The following is a 19,464-nucleotide window of genomic DNA, read 5'->3' on the forward strand; positions in this document are numbered from 1 at the left end:
GGCCGTCACCGGTGCCCGCGAACAGGCGGCCGGTGACGGGGTCAGTCCACGGTCGCCTGATGATCCTCCGCTGTCCAGCCTACGGGGCTCGGCGCGGATCCCGCCTGCCCGCTTGCAACCGGTGCGCCCACCGCCGGATTGCCCGGACGGGCCGGGGCGCGGTGGCCGAACCAGAGGCGTTGCTCGCCGAACCACGGGTGCCGGCGCAACTGCGCCCAACGCCCGGCCGGGCCCCGCTCGTGCCCGTCGACCCGGGCGGCGCTGACCTCCGTGCCCGCCGCGCGGACCGCCTCCTGCGCGGCGGCGGGCAGGCTGCGCACGCCCTCGCTGCTGGCGACCGGGGGCCGGTCCTCGTCGTCCTCGCCGAGCGCCGCCATCAGGGTCGGCATCATCACCGCGGCCGCCCGGGCATACCCCTCCGCGGACGGGTGGAAGCGGTCGGAGCTGAACATCCGCACCGGATCGGCCTCGAACGCCGGACCCAGCAGGTCGACCAGCGAGACCGTGCGCCCGCCCGCCTCGACCACCGCGACGGTCTGCGCGGCGGCCAGCTGGCGGCTCAACCGCCGGGCCACCCAGCGCAGCGGCGGCTTGATCGGCTGGATCGCCCCGATGTCCGGGCACGTGCCCACCACGACCTTGCAGCCGGACGCCCGCAGCCGGCGCACCGACGCGGCGAGATGACGCACCGCGGCCGCGCGGGCCGACACGTGGGTCACGTCGTTGCCACCGACCAGGATGATCGCCACGTCCGGCTCGTATTCCAGGGCGGCGTCGACCTGATAGGGCAGCCCGGCCGAGACCGAGCCGACGACCGCCAGGCGGTAGAGCCGGACCGGCCGGTGCAGCCGCCGGGACACTCCGGTGGCGAACAGGGCGCCGGGCGTCTCCCGGGGGCGGTGCACGCCGTAGCCCGCGGCGGAGGAGTCGCCCAGGATCACCATGGTCAGCGGCTTGCCGGGGAACTTCGCGCCGTACAGCCCGTCGCCGCGGGGCGGGGGCGCCTCGGCCAGCGGGATGACCCGCCGGGCGTCCGCGGCCTGGCGCACCAGCACGCCGAGGGAGAGCAGGGTCAGACCGGCGGCCGCGCCCGTCACGCCGCCCACGACCCGACCGGCGCGCCGGACCCGGCGCCAGTCGTCGTCCGTCATGCCGCGGCCCCGGGCGGGGGCCGATGCGGCTCTGAACACCTGTTCCACTGTTTCCCTCGCGGTCGCTGGGTGGGACGTGCCCGATCCAGGTGGATCAAAACAAGTCCCGCGATGGTGGGAATTCAGAGGCTAGCGCGCGGGTACGACAGCGTGGTGGGGGTGGCCGAGTACCCGACGCAGAGTTCACTCAGTCGGCACGAAACCATCCCGGAGCCGTCATCGTTCGCCTGCGGTGGCGGCCCCGCGTCATCCTGGACCCAGGAGAGGGGACTGACCATGGCAAAGACGCTGAAGCGTACCGCGGCCTTCACCGCGCTCGCCCGGGCCTTGACGAGCGGCGCCCGCGGCGGCCCGTCGATCGGCGCGCGGCTGACCGCCCTGCCCAGGATGCTGCTGGCCTCCCTGCGCGGGGAGTACGACGGTGGCAAGCGGATCGCCCTGATGGCCGCGGCGACCGCGTACGTGGTGTCACCGGTCGACCTCGTTCCGGAGGCGGTCATGTTCTTTTTCGGGCTGGCCGACGACGCGATCATGATCACCTGGCTGGCCGGGACAGTGCTCAGCGAGACGGAACGGTTCCTGGAGTGGGAGCGGCGCCGCGCTGCGGTGATCCCCGGCTCGGTCGTGCCCTGAGCCGTCGTTAGGCTAAGGCGTGCGCTACTACGACAACGTCGTCGACATGATCGGTGACACACCCCTGGTCAGGCTGCACAGCGTGACCGAGGGCATCGCCGCAACCGTCCTTGCCAAGGTCGAATACTTCAACCCCGGCGGGTCCGTGAAGGACCGCATCGCGCTGCGGATGGTGGAGGACGCCGAGAAGTCCGGCGCACTCCAGCCCGGCGGCACGATCGTCGAACCCACCAGCGGTAACACCGGTGTGGGTCTGGCCCTGGTCGCCCAGCTGCGCGGTTACCGCTGCGTGTTCGTCTGCCCGGACAAGGTCAGCGAGGACAAGCAGAACGTGCTGCGCGCGTACGGCGCGGAGGTCGTGGTCTGCCCGACCGCCGTGGCACCCGAGGACCCGCGCTCGTACTACAACGTCTCGGACCGGCTGGCCCGCGAGATCCCCGGCGCGTGGAAGCCCGACCAGTACAGCAACCCGGCCAACCCGCGCTCGCACTACGAGCAGACCGGCCCGGAGCTGTGGACCCAGACCGCCGGGAAGATCACCCACTTCGTGGCCGGGGTGGGCACCGGCGGCACCATCAGCGGGATCGGGCGTTACCTCAAGGAACAGGGTCCGGTGCGCATCATCGGCGCCGACCCGGAGGGCTCGGTCTACTCCGGCGGCAGCGGCCGGCCGTACCTGGTGGAGGGCGTCGGCGAGGACTTCTGGCCGACGACGTACGACCGGGACATCTGCGACGAGATCATCGAGGTGTCCGACAAGGACTCGTTCGAGATGACCCGCCGCCTCGCCCGCGAGGAGGGGCTGCTGGTCGGCGGCTCCTGCGGCATGGCCGTGGTGGCCGCGCTGAAGGCGGCCCGCAAGGCCGGCCCGGACGACGTGGTCGTGGTCCTGCTGCCCGACGGCGGGCGCGGCTACCTGTCGAAGATCTTCAACGACGGGTGGATGGCCCGGTACGGCTTCCTCACCACCGGCAGCGACGAGCCCACCGTGGCGACCATGCTCGAAAACAAGGGCGGCGACATCCCGCCGCTGGTCCACGTGCACCCGACGGAAACCGTCCGCGACGCCATCGACTACATGCGCGAGTACGGCGTCAGCCAGTTGCCCGTACTGAAGGCGGAACCGCCCGTGGTCACCGGCGAGGTGGCCGGCTCGATCGCGGAGAAGGCGCTGCTGGACGCGCTGTTCACCGGCCAGGCGCACCTGCACGACACCATCGAGCGGCACATGGGCGAGTCACTGCCGATGATCGGCGGCGGTCAGCCGGTGAGCGAGGCCGTGGCCCTGCTGGAACGCGCCGACGCGGCCATGGTGCTCATCGACGGCAAACCCGCCGGGGTCCTCACCCGGCAGGACCTGCTGGCCCACCTGACCTGAGCGCACCTGCGGCCGAGCGGGTCCGCGGCGCCGGCGACCGGAGCGTCGCCGACGTGGGATGCGGACCCGCCGAGCGCACCGGCGGGACGTGACGGCGCCCCGTGAGCGGCGATGCCCTCGTGAGGCGATGCCCCCGTGAGCGGCGATCTCAGGCCAGCTCCGTGGGGACCGTCACCACGTCGACGAACGCGTCGCGGCGCAGCACGGTCACCGGCAGCCGGGTGCCGATCGCCGGGCCCAGCATCAGCCGCTGCAACTGCTGGACGCTCTGCACCGGTTGCCCGCCCGCGCTGACCAGGATGTCGCCGAGGTAGATCCCGGCCGTGCCGGCGGGGCTGCCCGGGACCACCTCGACGACCCGCAAGCCCAGTCGCTGGCCGAGCCGGGACGCGACCGGTGGGGGCAGCGGGACCGGCAACCCGGCGATGCCCAGCCACGCCCGGCGGACCCGGCCCCGGGACACCAGCTCCCCGACGATGTGCCGGGTCGTCGCGTTGACCGGAACGGCCAAGCCGAGACCGTACCCGGCGACCGCCGTGTTGATGCCGACCACGGTGCCCGTGGCGTCCGCCAGCGCCCCGCCCGAGTTGCCCGGATTGAGGGCGGCATCGGTCTGGATCACGCTGTCGATGATCCTGGTCCGGCGGCCGTCCCGGGTCGGCAGCGACCGGCCCAGGCCGGAGACCACCCCGGCGGTGACGGAGCCGGCGAGGCCCATCGGGTTGCCGACCGCGACGACGAGCTGGCCGATGCGCAACAGGTCGGCATCGCCCAGCGGAGCCGCGGGCGCGCCGCTGTGGTGCACCCGCACCACCGCGAGGTCGGACAACGGATCGGCGCCGACCACATCGAACGCGGTCTCGGTGCCGTCGGCGAACTCGGCAGTGCCGCCGTCCGCGCCCGACACCACGTGCGCGTTGGTCAGCAGGAAGCCGTCCTCGGTGAAGGTGACGGCCGACCCCGCACCGGGACCGCGCGCGGTGCGGACGGCCAGGGCCGCGACGGACGGCAGTAGCCGGGTGGCCACTCCGGTCACCACCGAGCTGTAGGCGTCGAGGGCCTGCGCCTCGTCCGGGCGTTCGGTATCCATGACGCCCTCAACGCCGCGCCCGTGTCCACCATGCCCGGCCGCCGTCCGCCCACGGCGAACACGCCGCCTGACAGCCGCTATAACGCACCGTGGGGGCAATCGCACAGAAAGTCCGACCGGCGGGCGGGCGGGCGGAGTTGTATGTGTCGTGACGGACATACGCCACTGCTGACGGAGGGGTGAGGAATGGTCTCTGTCGACCAGACTGAACCGGCCGACATCGTGGATCGGCTGCTCTGGCGAGACGCGCAGCATCTGCTCGGCCGCCACGACCGGCCGGACGCCGACTTCAACTGTGTCTGGTGTGGACGGCGCTGGCCGTGCGCGCCCCGCCGGCTCGCCGAGCGGGCGAACACCGCCGCGCGCCGGCTGTGGCGGGAGGCGTGGACCCTGCGCCACGACCTCAACAGCATCCGCCCCACCGGGCGGCATACCGGACTGCACGACAACCTGGATCGCCGCCGTACGGCCGGGGCGGACCAGCGGGCCCGGCGAGCCGCCAACCGCACCGCACACGAACCGCACCGGCGCCACCGGGCCAACCGGGGGGCGTTCGGCTGACACCCCGACAACAGAAACCGCGACGTCGTACGACGGTCCGGCCGTCCCCCGGCGGGCCAGCCCTCCCCGGCACGTGCGACGCCTCCCCGGCGGTGAAGCCGCTGTGCCCCGCCAGCACGACGGCATCCCGCGAAGACCCGCCCAGGAAACTGGATCGACCGGCACGCCTCCGCCGGTCAGCGCCTCCGGCCAGGCGCAATCCCCCGGTTTGGGCGGGCGCGGTTGGCGGGAGCGCGCGACCACAGGTTCCCCCGCATTCACTCGGTCGCGCGTTCCCGCCCTCCTGTCCTCGCGCAGTGGTTGCGCGAGTACCGCAGTGGGGGTGGGCTCAGTCCCGCTGGTTGCGTGAGTAGCGCAGCTGGGGAGCTGTTTCGGGACCCATCGGCTGGTCGCGGGTCGCGCCGTCCGGCACCCAGCCGCCGTGCTCGTAGAAGCGCCTGGCCCGGGTGTTGCCCTCCAGCACCCACAGCACCGCCCGCTCGCCCAGGTGCGCCAGGGCGTCGCGCATCAGCAGCCGCCCCACGCCCCGGCCCACCCACAGCGGGGCGACGTGGATGGCGTACAGCTCGGTGACGCCCGGGTCGGTGGTCGGACCCAGGTAGGTGAAGCCGACCAGCTCGCCGTCCGCGTCCGCGACCGTGAGGCGGTGGGTCTCCCGCTCCCAGCGCCACCGTTCCGCCCACCACTCGCCGAGCGCGGCCGGTGAGCCGTGCTCCAGCGCGGCGGGGGAGAACAGCCCCGCGTACGCACTGCGCCGGGAGTGGAAATGCAGGGCGCCGACGGCGGGCAGGTCGCCATCAGCGGCGGGGCGCAGCAGGACGGTCATCGCCCGACGGTAGCCGGGCCGGTACGGGCACCCGCATGAGGTCCTCGGCCAGCACGATCTCACCGGCGAACTGCGCGCGGGCCTCGTCCAGGAACGCGCGTGCGTCCGGGTAGCGCTGGGAGAAGTGGGTGAGCACGAGGGTGCGTACCCCGGACTCGCGGGCCACCGCCCCGGCCTGCCCGGCGGTGAGGTGCCCGACCTGGGCGGCCAGCGCGGCGTCCGCGGCCAGGAACGTCGACTCGATCACCAGCAGGTCGGCGCCGTCGGCGAGGGCGTACACCGAGTCGCACAGGCCGGTGTCCATGACGAACGCGAAGCGCTGCCCCGGCCGCGGCACGCTGACCTCGGCGAGGGTCACCTCACCCAGCCGGCCCGTACGCAGCAGCTCACCGACCGCGGGACCGGTGATGCCGTGGGCGGCGAGACGGTCCGGGACCATCCGGTGCCCGTCCGGCTCGACCAGGCGGTACCCGTACGTCTCGATGGAGTGCCGTAGCGGCAGCGCGGTGAGCCGCCCCGCGGACGTCTGCACCGCGAAGCCCGCGCCCACCGGCTCGGGCCGCAGATCGGTGTTGTCCCAGAAGCTCGTCGCGTGCCGCAGCCGGTCGAAATATTCGCGCCCACTCGCCGGGAAGGCCACCGCGACGGGATGACCCACCTTGTCCAGGGAGATCCGCTGGATGACGCCGGGCAGGCCGAGGCTGTGATCGCCGTGGAAGTGGGTGATGCAGATCCGGGTCAGCGGGCTCACCGCCAGCCCGGCCAGCAGCATCTGGCGCTGGGTGCCCTCGCCCGGGTCGAACAGGATCGTCTCGTCGTCCCAGCGCAGCACGTAGCCGTTGTGGTTGCGGTGCCGGGTCGGCACCTGGCTGGCCGTGCCGAGGACGACGAGTTCGCGCATCGGGTCGGTCCGCCCTTCCGGGGACATGAAGCGACCCCCGGGGGTCTCCGCGCTCGCGAGGAGCGCGGTCCGGTCGGACAAGGCCGGAACCCCGGGGGTCGGGTGGCTGTCTGGTATTCGGCCGGGACCGCTGCCACACGGTCTCGACATGGGTGTCGCACTGCTGTCGAGGACAGCGGCCTAGCGGACAGCCACCTCACGAGTCCCGTAGCTATACAACGTCGGGATCACCTCCTTTCGCGTGTACGCCCAATTTAGTCACGGCGCCCGGGCTCGACAACGGTTTTACCGAGCCGGGCGGTCAGCCCAGCCAGCGGCGCAGCTTGCGGCGGCGTGACGCCGCCTCGGCGGTGGGGAGCTGCGCCAGGGTGTCGTCGCCGACCCGCTCCTGACGGGCGTGGAGCACCCCGTACGGGAAGCCGTCCTCGCCGGCGCTGCGGGCGGCGTCGGCCAGCTCGCGCAGCAGCTCGCGGGCGACCACGGAATCCTGGTGGGCCCCGAGCACGTCCTGCAGGTCGGTCAGCTTGTCGACCAGCTTGGCGCCGGTCTTGCCCGCGCCGGGGGCGAGCACCTCGACCGCGTACCGGGCCCGCTTGTATGCCTTGCGGGCGTCGTGCAGCTCGGCGTCGACCCCGTCCGCGTGGGCCTGGTCGAGCAGCCCGTCGGCCTTTTTCAGCGCCTTGCGGACCCGGCGCCGGGGGTCGTCCCCGCTGCCCGCGGGCGCGTCGACCAGGGCGTCCAGGACGTCGAGCAGGCGCAGGTACCGTTCGCCGTCGAGGGCCTCGGTCAGCGCCGCCCGGCCACGGGTCTCCGCGTCGGCGAGGTGGTCCCGGATGCGCTGCGCGACAGCGGTGAACTCCGAGCCTTCCCGATCCACCGTCGCCAGCAGCTTGTGCGACTGCACCTGGGCGTCGCGGACCTCGCCGAGCAGGTCGGCCAGCCACTTAAGCTCGTCGGTGACCGGTTTCGCGGTCTGCGGCGGAAACCAGGCCTTGAACGTACGCAGGGTGCTGCGCAGCCGCCGGGTCGCCACCCGCATCTTGTGCACCGCCTCGGCCTCGCCCCGCCGCACCCCCGGGTCGTACGCCTCGATCGCGTCGCGCTGGGCCCGCGCGTACGCCAGCACCGGCTCGGGCCGCCCGTCGCCGCCCTTGGCGGGGGCGGGCAGCCGGTCGCCGAGCGCGCGGGCCAGCTTCGAGGGCCCGCCGGCGGGGGTCGCGCCGGCCGCCAGCAGCGCCCGTTCCACCGCGCTGAGCACCTTCTTGCCGCCGTCGACCAGCTCGACCTCCAGCTCGTGCCAGCGCTGCCGGCCGGCGTCGGTCTCGGCCGTGACCGTGTCCTGGGCGACCAGCGCGAGGGTGTGGCCGTCGTCGTCGCACAGCGGCGTCTCCAGCCGCCGGGTGCGCAGGCGGGCCACCGGGCGCAGGGCGCGGTCCCGCACGATCGCCCGCACCTCCGCCTGCAGCGGGCCGGGCACCTCGTCGGTGCCCGCGTCGAGCGGCAGCCGGTGCTCGGTGCGGCTCGCGCCGTCGCCGGGCGTCTTGAGATGCCAGCCGGCGTCCGAGCCGCCGGTGCGCCGCCGCAGAGTCTGCCGGTGCCGCGCGAGCCTGAGATCTTCGGTGTCGAAGTAGGTGGCGTCGAGGTCGTGAGTCTCGGCGTCGCTCGTCCGGCTCACGCCGCCGACACCGGTCAGCGGCGGCAGCTCGAAGTCCGCGGGGACGTCGTACTTGCGCTCGGTTTCAGTGGCGCTCTCCATTCTGTCTATCTTGCCTGCCGGGACGCTCCGGGCACAGGGCTCACACCGGCTCGCGGCGATGGCTGCGCAGGTACAGGGCGCGGGAGTAGTTCGCGGTGGCGGCGCCGTAGTACATCGTGGCCTGGGTGGTGTTGAACGTGGTGTCCGCGAGAGCCTTGCGGGCCTTGGCGGTGTTGTTCCAGCGGATCTCCGCGTCCGACTCGCCGATCCCCCGGCTTGAGCACAACTGCCGGTTGAGTTCCTTGCCGGTCACGAACGAATCGAGGGCCGTCTCCGCCTCCTGCATCATGGCGCGCGCCTTCTCGAGGAGGGACTCGGCCAGCGTCCAAGTGATCGCTTCGTCCGTGTCGTCGTCCTCGTTGATCATGAACTCCGTCATGTGCCCCCTCCGGTGGCGCAACCTCCTGGTTTGTCCGCAGCTACCAGTGTCGGTTGAGCTTCGGGGGGTGTCGATCATTTTCGCCCACACGGGTGGTGAGTTCGGCTTGACCGGATCCTTACGAACCGCTCGCGAACCGCTGACGGGGCCCGCCCAGGATCCTCGGTCATGAGACGAACCCTCGCCATCGCGCTGGCGGCCACCGTGCTGCTGGTCGGCGGCTGCGCCCGCCACCGTGCGCCGGCCGAACCGGCCACCACCGAGCAGCCGGCGGCCACGACCCGGAAAGCGGCCCCGGCCGCCTCCGTGCCATCCCCGACGGCGCGGGTGACACGCACCCAGGCCGCCGAGCCGAAAGACGCCGAGCCGAGCCCCGACGTCGACGGCCTGCTGGACGAGGTCGACCGGCAACTGTCCAGCGACCAGCAGCCGGCCGAAGACCAGGACTGAGAGATGAGGACACCGATGAACCGCATCCCCCGTACCGTTGTGGTGGGCGCCGCCGCGCTCGCCGTCACCCTCGTCGCCGGGGCGCCCGCCCGCGCCGACGTCGCGGACAAGCCCCTCGACAAGGCCAAGACGGTGGTCACCGCCCGGATCGACAAGCGTCTCGCCGCGCTGCAGCGCTTCGACGGCACGCTGGGCAAGGCCGGCAAGGTCCAGGCCGCGCACCGCACCACGCTGGACAAGCTGATCGACGACCAGCGGGCCGGGCTCACCGCCCTGCGCACCAAGGTCGCCGGGGAGACCACCGCGGCCGCGGTCAAGGCGGACGCGCAGAGCATGGTCAACGACTTCCGCGTCTTCATCCTGACCGGGCCCAAGGTCCGGCTCACCAAGGCGATCGACACCGAGCTGGCCGTGGTCGCCAAGCTGGACGGCCGCTCGGGCGTCGACCAGGCCAAACTCGACGCGGTGGAGCAGTCGCTGACCGGCCAGGTGGACAAGCTGCTGGCCATCGCGCCCGGACCGGACGGCGACGCGATCCGCGGCCAGGTCCAGCCGATCCGCGAGGCGACCCGCAGCGCGCGGACCACGCTGAAGTCACTGAAGTGACCCGTCCCGGTCCGGGCGCCCGAAACAGCGCCCGGACCGGGACCCGGCCGCCCGGCTGACACCGATCGGGCCTGACCTGCCGTTCGGGACAGGGCCTGACGAGATGCCCCGCGTTCCTGACCCGCCGCAGCAAGGCCGTTCTGTGCCCGCGAGGTTTAAGTCGGACACGATCGGGTACGCGGTCATGTCGACTTCCTCCGCCCCTACCGGGCTTCAGCATGAGGTAGCACAGTGGAACTGAACGACGGCTCGCCCAACTGCGCCGTTTCCCCGCCGTACCGATTAGGCACCGCCGACCGCGAGTTACGACCGCCACTCAGCCCGGCTCCTGGCGCCTGAACACCGAGGAGGCGGCCGAGTGTCAGCCACGGAGATCGTCGACGATCCGGACCGGCACCGCGTCGAGTTCGACACGACTGACCCCGACCTGGCACACGCCTACCTGAGCGCGGCCTTCGGCGACATCACCTGGCTCGGTGGTGACCGCGCCGGCTACCACTGTCGCCACGTCCGGCTCGGACCCGGCCCGTTCCACGTCGACACCCTTGAGCACTCAATGACCGGTGACTACCGTCTGCAACCGCTGCCGGTGCTCGCGGTCACCCTGGTACGCCGTGGGATGCGCATCGACCTCGACCGTGACGACCGGTGTGGGCCTGGCGATCTCACCGTGTACGGCCAGCCCGACGAGACGTTCCACGTCCGGCTCATCCGCTCCGTGACGAACCCCGTCCTGATTCCGACGACGGCCGCCGCCGAGGTCGCCCGCAATCGCCCCGACGACGACCTCGGGCGGCTGCACTTCACCGGGACCCGGCCTGCCGATCCGGTCGCCGCACGACGTTGGTTACAGGTCGCGGACTACGTCGCCGACGGCCTGCGGGCAACTCCGGAGGCGATGGCCCAGCCACTGCTGGCCGGTACGACGACCCGCCTGCTCGCCGCGACCATGCTGACCACGTTCCCCAACACCTGGATCACCGAGCCGCACCCCGGCGACCGGACCGACGCCACCCCCACCGCGCTGTCCCGGGCGGTCGGCTTCATCGACGCCAACGCCGACGTCGACATCAGCCTTGTCGACGTCGCCCGCGCCGCCCGCGTCACGGTCCGTGCGGTCCGGCGCGCCTTCCGCCGCCACCTGGACACCACCCCCGCGGCCTACCTGCGTCGGGTCCGGCTCGAACGCGCCCACCGGCAACTCTGTGCCGCCGCCCCCGACGACAACACCACCGTTGCCCAGGTCGCCGCGCACTGGGGTTACGCCGATATCGGCCAGTTCACGGCCGCCTACCACCGCACCTACGGGCGATCACCCCTACGCACGCTGGATCACTAGAGACCATCCAGTGACTCACCCAAGACCGAAGTCCGTCTGTCCGGTTCGCGCGCCACTTCTTGATGCGCTGAGCAGCGTCCCGCGCACTGCACACGTCGCGCCTACAAAGGACCCGGGGCACTCAGGATGTCGCTACGGTCTATTGGCAAGGATCCTGGCAGCCCTGATGGTGGCTCGCCGACGGTGTGGATTGACGACGAGGACGGCAGCGTCGTGATTCAAGGTTGGAAGATCGAGGACGCGGCAACACTCGCCGCCATCCAGGCAACCGGCCCGCTTCCCGATCCGGCCAGGCGAAGCCGATCCGGGAGACGGCCCGCAGCGCGCGGACCACGCTGAAATCCCCTGCAGTGAACCGGGACGAGCCGTTGGATATGTGAGCCGCCCGCGCCGGTGCTCGTCGGCGGTGTCGGCAGACACTGACCGTGCCGGCATGGGGCAGAGTGGGCAGACGAAGGCCCGGAGCATCATGGTTGCTCCGGGCCTTCGCCTCGACCACGGGCCGGACCAGCCTCATCCGGCCACGCTGTCTGGATCCTCCCGAGCGCCAACCGAGCTGACCCGCTGACAACCTCCCACACCTAGCGTTGGGTAGTCAAGGGCTAGTTGTTGGTGGTCTACTCGGAAGTGCCAACCGAGGAGATCACCTGTGCCGCCGCGCTACCGATACGAAGAGATCGCAGACGACCTTCAGAAGCGGATCGCCGCTGGCGAGTTTCCGCCTGGCTCCCGGCTGCCCAGCCGCAGGGAGCTGATCGCGCACTACGAGGTGACAGAGCCCGTCATCGATCGAGCGATGCAGATCCTGAGGGTCAAGGAGATCACGGAAACTCTGCCGGGCGTCGGCGTGTTCGTCCGCGAGTAGTGATCCGTCAATCATGCTGAACTCGGAGCAGTGCGACCACGTCTACGGTCAACTCTTGGCCAACCTGCTGCCGTACGTGGTCGCACCTCCAGGTCCGGCACGATTGGATCCGCTTCTTCGAGGCGTGGTCCGAGTCGATGAGCGACGAGCTCGGATTGCCGTCAGCACAGAGGCCGACATGGCATCTGGCATCGCGGTCGAGCTCGACCTGAATGAACTTTCTGCAGGCGGTTCACCACGCCTCGCCGACACCGCCGTACTTGCCATGGTGCACGCGGCAACCATATCTGATGGCGCCGAGCAGATAGACAGCCACAACAACACCGTTGCGCCAGTGTCCGCAACGGAGCTAGACGCCTTGCCGCCCCTGGTCGGCGCACACCAGGAACTCTTCCGCCTACTCGTCCTGCTGACCCGCGGCAGCGACTGTCCCTGGTTCAGCAATGTCTACACGCTTACCGGTTTCATGTTCCAGCCGGCTAGAAAGTGCCGGATCTACGTTCAAGCGGCAAGAACTCAAACGCGGTACGGACTTCAAGTGCCGCTACTAAAAGCGAGCGGTCAAGCCATCTATGGCGTCGGTGCTGGCCTGGTCCAAGAGCTATTCGCCAGGATACGTGAGGGGCAACTTCACGATGAAGAACGTCTTGCAATCGACGACGACTACTGCGACGAAGTCTTCGATCTGACGGAGTGGATCGATCCGCCCCTGCCGCTGACTCTGCCACCGGCGCCGCCGGACACAGAGTTTCCGTAGACCCCGACCTCCGCGAGTTGACCATCCGACGCGCCTCCGCGAAGGGCGGCCGGCCGACCCGAGCGGACCCGTGGAGTGCCGTCACCCGACGAGTCGACTTTGACTGGGCCTCGCTCAAACTGACCCAACCCGACCCAAGAAGCAGGCCCGCTGCGACCCCGTGAGTCGGCACGCGAAAGGCCCCCGCCATCGCAGGGCGGGGGCCTGCTGCGTCTGCTCAGCCGGTACCCGGACCCGAAGTTCTGCAGCAGACTCGGGCGCAGTCGTCTACTTCTGCCAAGCGAGACAGGTCGGCCGCTCGTTGGTCCGAATGAACTCACGGGCTGCTTCGCGTGCCTTCGCAGACGTCACACGAAGGTACTCGGGTGGTTCCTCGGTCGGAATGTGTCCATAGTCGAACTCGATGGTTTCTCCGTGCCACGGTTCTAGTTCAGGCTCGTAACCGATCCCATCACCCGACCCCATCCAGATGACCTTGTTCCTGACGGGGTGCCCGACAGTCATGTGAAGTCCGATAGGCACGCGCCCCAACAATTCGCCGTTCGTAATGTCAACGACGAAGACCAGGCCGTCCGGACCTCGTTCCTTCTCGACCTGATCAAGCGCAGCGTCGAGTTGTTCGACCGTAGCGACTGGCACGATCTTTTTGCCGTTGTCCCACTGAACCTTGAAGTCAGTCATCGGGCAGAACCACTTCTCCGTTTCCGGCGTACGTCTTGAACAGTCTGAGCTGACCGCCCTCGCGGACGTATATCGTGAGGGTTGAACCTACAGGAAGCATATCGGGCAATCGTTCATCACAGCCGTACGGGCCGTCGCACGGATCACGGGTTAGGACCAGATTGACGCGTTGCGGGGAACCCCGCTTACGCATGAGTGCCGCAATGTGGCCCTCAACATGGGTCAGCGCAATATTGCTCTCCATGTTCCAAGGCCGAGCCTCCCGCAGAAGTGTCGCGGCGTTGTCGACCACTTGTCCATTTGCGCCGTTGACAATCGGCTCACGATGGAGCGGAATACCCTTGTCATCTACCGCAATGCCCGCGACCTTGGCCCTGGGAGGGATTCGCAGCCGTGCAGCAACATCACGAATGATATTCGCGATATCGGACCGGCCTGGGGACTGCTGCCCTGTTGGCGGCTCGCGGCTTGGCCCGCCGTTACCGCCAGCTCCTCAAGCCCCGCCAAGAACCCAACCCGCATAAGATCGCAACGACTCCCGGCAACCCTCTACGGCGGCGCGCGCACGCTCGACATCTTCCTTCGCCGCCTGAAGCTGCTGGTAAGCACCCATGATGTAATCGTTCTGGGTGTCGCCGACAACCGCCATGATGCGGTTGACCGTCTCGTTGATTTCCTCACTCAACGCTGCGAGGCTTTGCGCAGGTAGCCCGTTCTCGGCGAGCTGGAATACCGCCCCAGCGCTTTCCGCCATGGACATGATGAACCCTCCTCCGAAACAATAAGGGTGTGCGCGTATGACCCGCCGAAACGCGCTAAATGCTGAACTCAGCCGCGCATCGTTTGCTTGAACGCTGTCTCGCGTATGTATAGTTCACGGCCTTGCCAGCCGCCGTGATGCTCGGGCGTGCCCTTCGCGCACTTCCCGAACACGCGCCACCACGTCAAATCGTCGCTGTAGTCGCATAGCTATAACCGTTTCGACCTGACACACGATCGGTCCGACGCCGTATTTGTAGTCCTCGTCCGCCAGGCGCAGCGTAACGCCGGGTCGCGGCCGGTCGGTCACCATGGGCCACCCCACTGTCCGGCGTGGCCGTCTTCGAGCGCACACCTGGCGCCAGCCTCACCGGTCAACTGCTTGTCGCAGTACACCCGCCATTGCCGTAGCGGATCACCCTCGAAAGGCACGGTCGTCAAGTCCGCATTCAGTGCACCGACCTCGTCTTCGACTGTGTCGCAAAGCTTGCGGGCGAAGTCGGGCGCCGCGCCCCGCCCGTACGCGGACACGGTGAGGTGAACCACGAACGTCTCCGCCTCACGCCCGCCTGTGCGTCCGGCCCACTCGCAGCCGTAGGTCACCCGATCCGACGACACGGACCGCCAATCCCGGCGGGTGCGGACGCTCACGACCGCACCGCCGCGTCTATACGCCCCGGCTCCCACGCCCGCAACGCTGTGAGCAGGCGTTCCAGCGATGCCGGCTCAGGCGGGTAGGCCACTGCGGCCCGCCCTACCGCCCGAAGCTTCGGAGGCAACGACGCCCCACGGACCCGCCTGGGAAGCGGGAGCGCTGACGTGGTTCCACGCTTCGTCATCGGGCTACCACGGCCGCCGCTGCACGGTCGTGCCCTTCGGGGCAGCGCAGCACGCGACCACACTCGGGACACCATCGGTTCTTGACCTTGAACGCGAACAGGCCTGTCAGCAGGCCGACGAACATCGCACCTGAAATCAATGAAGCGATTAGCACGGCTGCGGCTCCCACCTGGTATTGATCTTGAACGAGGGGTTGACATGGGGTAACCGTCAGGGTCAGCTCCTGCGGCTTCTCGGTCGACCTCGTATAGTTTGGACGGTGGAACCGCGCAAGCGCGACGAGCGCGACAGGGTAAGAGGTTTAATCGTTTAAACGGGCCATGATCGAAAGTGGGCAGGGTCGTGGGGGAAGCGAGCGGTAGCAATGAGCGGTTTCGGGAATTGCTAGCCCAAACTGGGATGACGCACGAGGCATTCGCCCGTTCCGTTAACCGCCTAGCGGCCGAGCACGGCGAAAAGCTGCGGACCAATAAGTCATTGGTGACCCACTGGTTGAAGGGTGGGCAACCGAACCCTCGGACGATCGCCTATATCGCGGAAGCTCTTTCCCGGCGGCTCGGCCGTCGAATCCACCCGGTCGATATCGGTTACACGGTCGAAGGAACGTACGATCTCGCGCGCCTACCCGACGATCCCGTAACAGCGCTAGCGGCATTAGGGCGCGCGGATGTCGATCGAAGAAAGGTGCTGAGCAGCGCGGTCTACTCCCTCGGGGCCCTGATTTTACCCTTGACCTACAAGAACATCCTTGCCGAACGTGCGGAACACGCGTTCCGGGGTCGCTCTATTGGCTGGCCAGAGGTCGAAGCAGTACGCGACGTTACCGCCGCCTTCAACCGGGCAGACGAGAAGCTGGGTGGTGGATTCGGACGTACTGCAGTGCTCGAATACCTGGCCACGGATGTCACGGCCTATTGTCGCGCGCGAAGCTCCGGCGCCGTGCATAAAGCCGTATTAAGCGAGGCTGCACAGTTGGCCTATCTTTCCGGCTGGAAGGCCCACGACCTGAGGAAGGAAGGCTTGGCGCAACGGTACTACCTCTGCTCATACCAGCTTGCCCGGGACTCGGGTGACGACGGGCAGGCAGCCTATGCAATGCGCATCTTGGCGCACCAGGCATACGACATGGGTCATGTTACGAACTGCGCAGACCTGGCCTATGCCGCTGTCTCTCGCGCCAGGGGACAGGTCGACAAACACACCGAGGCGATCTTTACGCTAACACTGGCGAAAGCTCAGGCCATGCAGGGCGACCGCCGTCGAACCATTCAGACCATCGCGCGAGCGGAAGCGCTGATGGCACAGGTGAAGGCAGATGACGAGCGTCCGAACTGGACCGGTATGCACAGCGCAAACGCTAGCCAGTTTCACAACCACGTTGCGAAGGTGCTAGTTGACCTGGGTGACTTCGCCGGAGCTGAGGAGCACTTCACTCAGACGCTGCGCCATCATCTCGACCCGACCACTAAGCCACGGATATACGCACTAACGTCAGCCTGGCTCGCGGAGGCGCAATGCACGGGTGGACACATCGAACGAGCGTGTCACACATGGTGGAACGCCTTGGACCGCATGAGTGGCATTCAGTCGTCTCGAATAGTTGAATCCGTCGCCACGATGCGGCAGATGGTTTCGCCGTTCCGTAAACGGGGCATGGCCGACGTTGGAAGGCTGTTGGAGAAGTCGGAAGGAATCTTCACTAGCTCATTGGCGTAGCGCGCGACGTCTCACGTAGCGACCTTCAATCAAAGTAGCACCGCGGTCGGCACTGTGCCGCCTGGTTCAGGGGAAGGCCGACACGGACGGTCGATAGTTGGTGTTTCGCTGCATCCTCGACGGAACGCGGCAACGCGGCCCGTGACGGCGCCACCCGACGGCCTTCCTCGCGTGATGCTCAGCCTTTCCGTTACCGATGGTGAGGACCCCTGGGGGGTGACCCCCGCAGGCCGCCCTCCCACACCGAAGCGGCATGGCGTCTCGGGCTCTGTACGTGCATAGAGGTCGCTGGCGAGCGCCGCGGCTACCAGTGCGGCTTACTGTTTGTATCGGGCGTGTCGCGGGCGTCCAGACCTATGGAAACGGCGGTCCGCCTTGTGACACCGTTGCGCAGCTGAATGATCATCGCGCTAGACCGAAACGCCAGCCCAGTGTTCACGAAACGCCAGCCCAGTGTTCAAGGGTCTACGAAACATCACAACGACTCAATCCGTTACCTTCGTACGCCTCCGGAGATCATGAGGCGTACGGCTCGTCGCGCCTGCGACGTCCGGCCAGTATGGACAGGGGCTGTCTGGCGGCCCGCTGCGGACCGCCGGACAGCACGACTAGAAGTTGCAGCGCCTCCAGCCCGTCTGGCTTGGCCACCACCCACCCACGACCCGGTAGTTGTAATCCTTACACCACCAGTTACCGTCCGTACCCTGCACATTGACCTCAAGGATCTTGCGGCTGAGGTACGTCGACTCGTACGCCTTAACCTCGCTTATGCCTTTGCCTCCCAGGCTCGTCCAGTGGTTCACAAACGGAGCGCTGCGGGCTGTCTGCCAGGTGTGGTAGATCGTCCAGTCCGTGCCGACCAGGAAGACGTGAATCCGGCCGTCGTACATCACAGTGGAATAGCCCAACTGGCAGATGTACGCCCCTTTGGGCAGTGCCCAGCCCCCTACGGTCTGCGGCGTAGGACAGTTGCTGGCCTGTGCTGGCGTGGAGATTCCGAACACTGCCGCAGTGCCGACGAGCGCCGCCACCAGCGCCTTGGCCACCGTGCTTCTACCGAATCCAGCCTTGAAACGTGCGATCAAAACTGACCTCCTTGTCAGTGGCGAGATTCGGCCGGACATCATGTCCGCCGCGCAGGAGTGCAAATATTCCTCCGACCCGCCCTGGCAGCACCGTAGCGGCAGCCCGCAATGGCGGTAATGACCACACGAGTCAACTCCCGCGACCCAGCGCACCCCGAACCGACTGACATCCCTGGGTGTCGAGAAGGCATCCGATGAGGCAGAAGTGGTGATTTCGGCTTCAACACATCTGTTTGGTGGGTGACGACCCGTGAGGCATTTTGGGAACTGCTCCTGAAGTCGGATCAATGCGGACACCAGAAGCCATCAGGTCGTCCGGCTCATCCGCTCCGTGACGAACATCGTCCTCTCTGAGTGGGCCGGTCCGCTTGCCACGAGGCCGGGCCGGTCCGCTCTCTCAACGCGAAAGGGAGGGCGAATGACTGACTGGGCCGAGCGGGTCGCTCATGACATGGTCGCGACCCGCAACCGGCGTGACCTGGACCGCCGGCCGGCGTGGGCCACCGAGGAGAGCGACGAGTTCCCTCCCCTGGTGCCGGCCACCGGCCGCGCCCGCATCAATGACGCCGGCCTCGTCGTGCGGCCCGGCTGGGAGGGACAGAGTTGACTCCGGAGACTGAGCATGTTCCCTCACGCCCGCTCTGGCTTTGTGCGGCCGACGGTATCGAGTGGCCGTGCGAGGACGCGCCCCGTGCGCTCCTGGGCCAGTACCGCCGACCCGGCCAAGATGTTCAGGCGCTTCCTTGAATGGTCCCGAGGAGGCGGACCTCGTGGCGGGGCGGCCGGACCTGCTTGCTCGCCCTCCCGAAGGTGAGCCCGAGCGACGCGAGACCAACCCTGGAAGACATGTTGCGGGCCGGGGAGCGACGAACGCCCGCTCACACGATTCCCGGTATCACCGGTAGATCGGTGATACCGGGTACGTGAATCAGGTCACGGCATTGGCCGGACCATATCTCGCTATTTAGTCCAGGGGGGATGGTGCCAGCATCACCGAGTTGACTGGCGTGAAGTTGTAGTCCCCGTACTTGCCGGCCGCGATGGTCCAGCTGTAGCAGTTGGTGCCGTTGTAGCCGGCGCACAGTCGGGCCGAGGCGCCCGCGACCTGGTTGTTGAAGATTCGGTGCGTTCCGAACTGGTTGCTGAGGTTGTGGGGACCGTAGGTGTACCACTTGTATGAGGGGCGACCGCCGTTCCAGCCGGCGTTCTGGGGATAGAGACACACGTATCCGGCCGGGCAGCCCTGGATCGTCGAAGCGGCCTGGGCGGGAGCGGCGGTGGCGCCGAGCAGCATCGCGACGCCGGCCGCGCCGGCCGCGATCGTTCCGGCGATCCTCTTCGTTTTCCGCATATACTATTTCCTCCAGTCCAAGGTGGGTGATTCTTCCACCTGAATGAATGAGCACAAGCAAGGCTGGTGGAGCCATGAGCTCAGAACGTCTCCCGACCTGCCCTGGCAGCCCACCTTAACGGCGATTAGGGATGAGTGGCTACGGCTGAATGGCGCCGGTTCGTGTGATGCATTGCACCATGGTCGGGTGAACTTCTCGATAGCTGTCGAAATTGGATAGCCAGCGAAGGTGGTATTGACAACTTTCCGGCATCGAGTCCTATTGCTGAAATGGGTATTCATCTACTACGAACGGGAGCTTTTCCGAAGAATTACGCGCGTATGTGAAGAAGCCCCGCCT

General features: G+C 68.3%; 22 protein-coding genes. 10 read left to right on the forward strand and 12 right to left on the reverse strand.

The window, feature by feature from the left end:
• Positions 1-41: 41 nt before the first annotated feature.
• On the reverse strand, positions 42-1,151 hold the full coding sequence (locus ACMCNO_RS06570) for an SGNH/GDSL hydrolase family protein (RefSeq protein WP_412748509.1): 1,110 nt from the start codon (positions 1,149-1,151) through the stop codon (positions 42-44).
• A gap of 276 nt (positions 1,152-1,427) precedes the next feature.
• Between ACMCNO_RS06570 and ACMCNO_RS06575 the strand changes: the two genes are divergently transcribed.
• Both ACMCNO_RS06575 and ACMCNO_RS06580 read left to right on the forward strand, forming a co-directional pair.
• Positions 1,428-1,784, forward strand: coding sequence for a YkvA family protein (locus ACMCNO_RS06575; protein ID WP_412748510.1), 357 nt, complete (start codon positions 1,428-1,430; stop codon positions 1,782-1,784).
• 19 nt (positions 1,785-1,803) lie between these two features.
• Positions 1,804-3,162, forward strand: coding sequence for a cystathionine beta-synthase (locus tag ACMCNO_RS06580; RefSeq protein WP_412748511.1), 1,359 nt, complete (start codon positions 1,804-1,806; stop codon positions 3,160-3,162).
• Positions 3,163-3,310: 148 nt separating this feature from the next.
• Here the strand turns inward: ACMCNO_RS06580 and ACMCNO_RS06585 are convergent, their stop codons facing one another.
• Positions 3,311-4,252, reverse strand: a complete 942-nt coding sequence (locus ACMCNO_RS06585; protein ID WP_412748512.1) for a S1C family serine protease — start codon at positions 4,250-4,252, stop codon at positions 3,311-3,313.
• A gap of 186 nt (positions 4,253-4,438) precedes the next feature.
• Here ACMCNO_RS06585 and ACMCNO_RS06590 point away from each other — a divergent pair, with 186 nt between their 5' ends.
• Complete coding sequence (locus tag ACMCNO_RS06590; protein WP_412748513.1) at positions 4,439-4,813, forward strand: hypothetical protein; 375 nt, start codon at positions 4,439-4,441, stop codon at positions 4,811-4,813.
• Positions 4,814-5,141: 328 nt separating this feature from the next.
• Here the strand turns inward: ACMCNO_RS06590 and ACMCNO_RS06595 are convergent, their stop codons facing one another.
• The 4 genes from ACMCNO_RS06595 to ACMCNO_RS06610 all read right to left on the reverse strand — a co-directional run bounded on the left by ACMCNO_RS06595 (position 5,142) and on the right by ACMCNO_RS06610 (position 8,675).
• On the reverse strand, positions 5,142-5,639 hold the full coding sequence (locus ACMCNO_RS06595; protein WP_412748514.1) for an N-acetyltransferase family protein: 498 nt from the start codon (positions 5,637-5,639) through the stop codon (positions 5,142-5,144).
• Entirely contained in the window at positions 5,611-6,540 is a 930-nt protein-coding gene (locus tag ACMCNO_RS06600; protein WP_412753639.1) for a ribonuclease Z, read from the reverse strand. The genes ACMCNO_RS06595 and ACMCNO_RS06600 overlap by 29 nt, the downstream gene beginning before the upstream one ends.
• Positions 6,541-6,841: 301 nt before the next feature.
• Positions 6,842-8,296, reverse strand: a complete 1,455-nt coding sequence (locus tag ACMCNO_RS06605) for a CHAD domain-containing protein (RefSeq protein WP_412748515.1) — start codon at positions 8,294-8,296, stop codon at positions 6,842-6,844.
• Positions 8,297-8,336: 40 nt separating this feature from the next.
• The gene (locus ACMCNO_RS06610) at positions 8,337-8,675 is read right to left on the reverse strand and encodes a hypothetical protein (protein ID WP_412748516.1); all 339 of its coding nucleotides are present in this window, start codon (positions 8,673-8,675) and stop codon (positions 8,337-8,339) included.
• A 168-nt stretch (positions 8,676-8,843) separates the two neighbouring features.
• On the opposite strand from ACMCNO_RS06610, the gene ACMCNO_RS06615 reads away from it, so the two are divergent.
• The 5 genes from ACMCNO_RS06615 to ACMCNO_RS06635 all read left to right on the forward strand — a co-directional run bounded on the left by ACMCNO_RS06615 (position 8,844) and on the right by ACMCNO_RS06635 (position 12,692).
• Positions 8,844-9,125, forward strand: a complete 282-nt coding sequence (locus ACMCNO_RS06615) for a hypothetical protein (protein ID WP_412748517.1) — start codon at positions 8,844-8,846, stop codon at positions 9,123-9,125.
• Positions 9,126-9,140: 15 nt separating this feature from the next.
• The gene (locus ACMCNO_RS06620) at positions 9,141-9,731 is read left to right on the forward strand and encodes a hypothetical protein (protein ID WP_412748518.1); all 591 of its coding nucleotides are present in this window, start codon (positions 9,141-9,143) and stop codon (positions 9,729-9,731) included.
• A gap of 358 nt (positions 9,732-10,089) precedes the next feature.
• On the forward strand, positions 10,090-11,070 hold the full coding sequence (locus ACMCNO_RS06625) for an AraC family transcriptional regulator (protein ID WP_412748519.1): 981 nt from the start codon (positions 10,090-10,092) through the stop codon (positions 11,068-11,070).
• A 649-nt stretch (positions 11,071-11,719) separates the two neighbouring features.
• Entirely contained in the window at positions 11,720-11,935 is a 216-nt protein-coding gene (locus ACMCNO_RS06630; RefSeq protein WP_412748520.1) for a winged helix-turn-helix domain-containing protein, read from the forward strand.
• Positions 11,936-11,990: 55 nt separating this feature from the next.
• A complete protein-coding gene (locus tag ACMCNO_RS06635) occupies positions 11,991-12,692 on the forward strand; it encodes a hypothetical protein (protein WP_412748521.1) in 702 nt (233 codons plus the stop codon).
• A gap of 267 nt (positions 12,693-12,959) precedes the next feature.
• On the opposite strand, the gene ACMCNO_RS06640 is transcribed toward ACMCNO_RS06635, so the two are convergent.
• The 4 genes from ACMCNO_RS06640 to ACMCNO_RS06655 all read right to left on the reverse strand — a co-directional run bounded on the left by ACMCNO_RS06640 (position 12,960) and on the right by ACMCNO_RS06655 (position 14,783).
• Complete coding sequence (locus tag ACMCNO_RS06640) at positions 12,960-13,373, reverse strand: Imm1 family immunity protein (RefSeq protein ID WP_412748522.1); 414 nt, start codon at positions 13,371-13,373, stop codon at positions 12,960-12,962.
• A complete protein-coding gene (locus ACMCNO_RS06645; protein ID WP_412753640.1) occupies positions 13,366-13,797 on the reverse strand; it encodes a DddA-like double-stranded DNA deaminase toxin in 432 nt (143 codons plus the stop codon). The genes ACMCNO_RS06640 and ACMCNO_RS06645 overlap by 8 nt, the downstream gene beginning before the upstream one ends.
• A gap of 69 nt (positions 13,798-13,866) precedes the next feature.
• Positions 13,867-14,133, reverse strand: a complete 267-nt coding sequence (locus ACMCNO_RS06650; RefSeq protein WP_412748523.1) for a hypothetical protein — start codon at positions 14,131-14,133, stop codon at positions 13,867-13,869.
• A 305-nt stretch (positions 14,134-14,438) separates the two neighbouring features.
• Complete coding sequence (locus tag ACMCNO_RS06655; protein WP_412748524.1) at positions 14,439-14,783, reverse strand: hypothetical protein; 345 nt, start codon at positions 14,781-14,783, stop codon at positions 14,439-14,441.
• A 588-nt stretch (positions 14,784-15,371) separates the two neighbouring features.
• Between ACMCNO_RS06655 and ACMCNO_RS06660 the strand changes: the two genes are divergently transcribed.
• On the forward strand, positions 15,372-16,688 hold the full coding sequence (locus tag ACMCNO_RS06660; protein ID WP_412748525.1) for a hypothetical protein: 1,317 nt from the start codon (positions 15,372-15,374) through the stop codon (positions 16,686-16,688).
• Positions 16,689-17,296: 608 nt separating this feature from the next.
• Here ACMCNO_RS06660 and ACMCNO_RS06665 read toward each other — a convergent pair.
• Positions 17,297-17,773 (reverse strand): hypothetical protein, encoded by a 477-nt coding sequence (locus ACMCNO_RS06665; protein WP_412748526.1) that lies wholly within the window; start codon positions 17,771-17,773, stop codon positions 17,297-17,299.
• Between the two features lie 418 nt (positions 17,774-18,191).
• Between ACMCNO_RS06665 and ACMCNO_RS06670 the strand changes: the two genes are divergently transcribed.
• Positions 18,192-18,380 (forward strand): hypothetical protein, encoded by a 189-nt coding sequence (locus ACMCNO_RS06670; protein ID WP_412748527.1) that lies wholly within the window; start codon positions 18,192-18,194, stop codon positions 18,378-18,380.
• Positions 18,381-18,737: 357 nt separating this feature from the next.
• Here ACMCNO_RS06670 and ACMCNO_RS06675 read toward each other — a convergent pair whose 3' ends face one another.
• Positions 18,738-19,124 (reverse strand): hypothetical protein, encoded by a 387-nt coding sequence (locus tag ACMCNO_RS06675; RefSeq protein WP_412748528.1) that lies wholly within the window; start codon positions 19,122-19,124, stop codon positions 18,738-18,740.
• Positions 19,125-19,464 lie beyond the last annotated feature (340 nt).

This window comes from Krasilnikovia sp. M28-CT-15, from assembly GCF_047159595.1.
Lineage (GTDB): Bacteria > Actinomycetota > Actinomycetes > Mycobacteriales > Micromonosporaceae > Actinoplanes.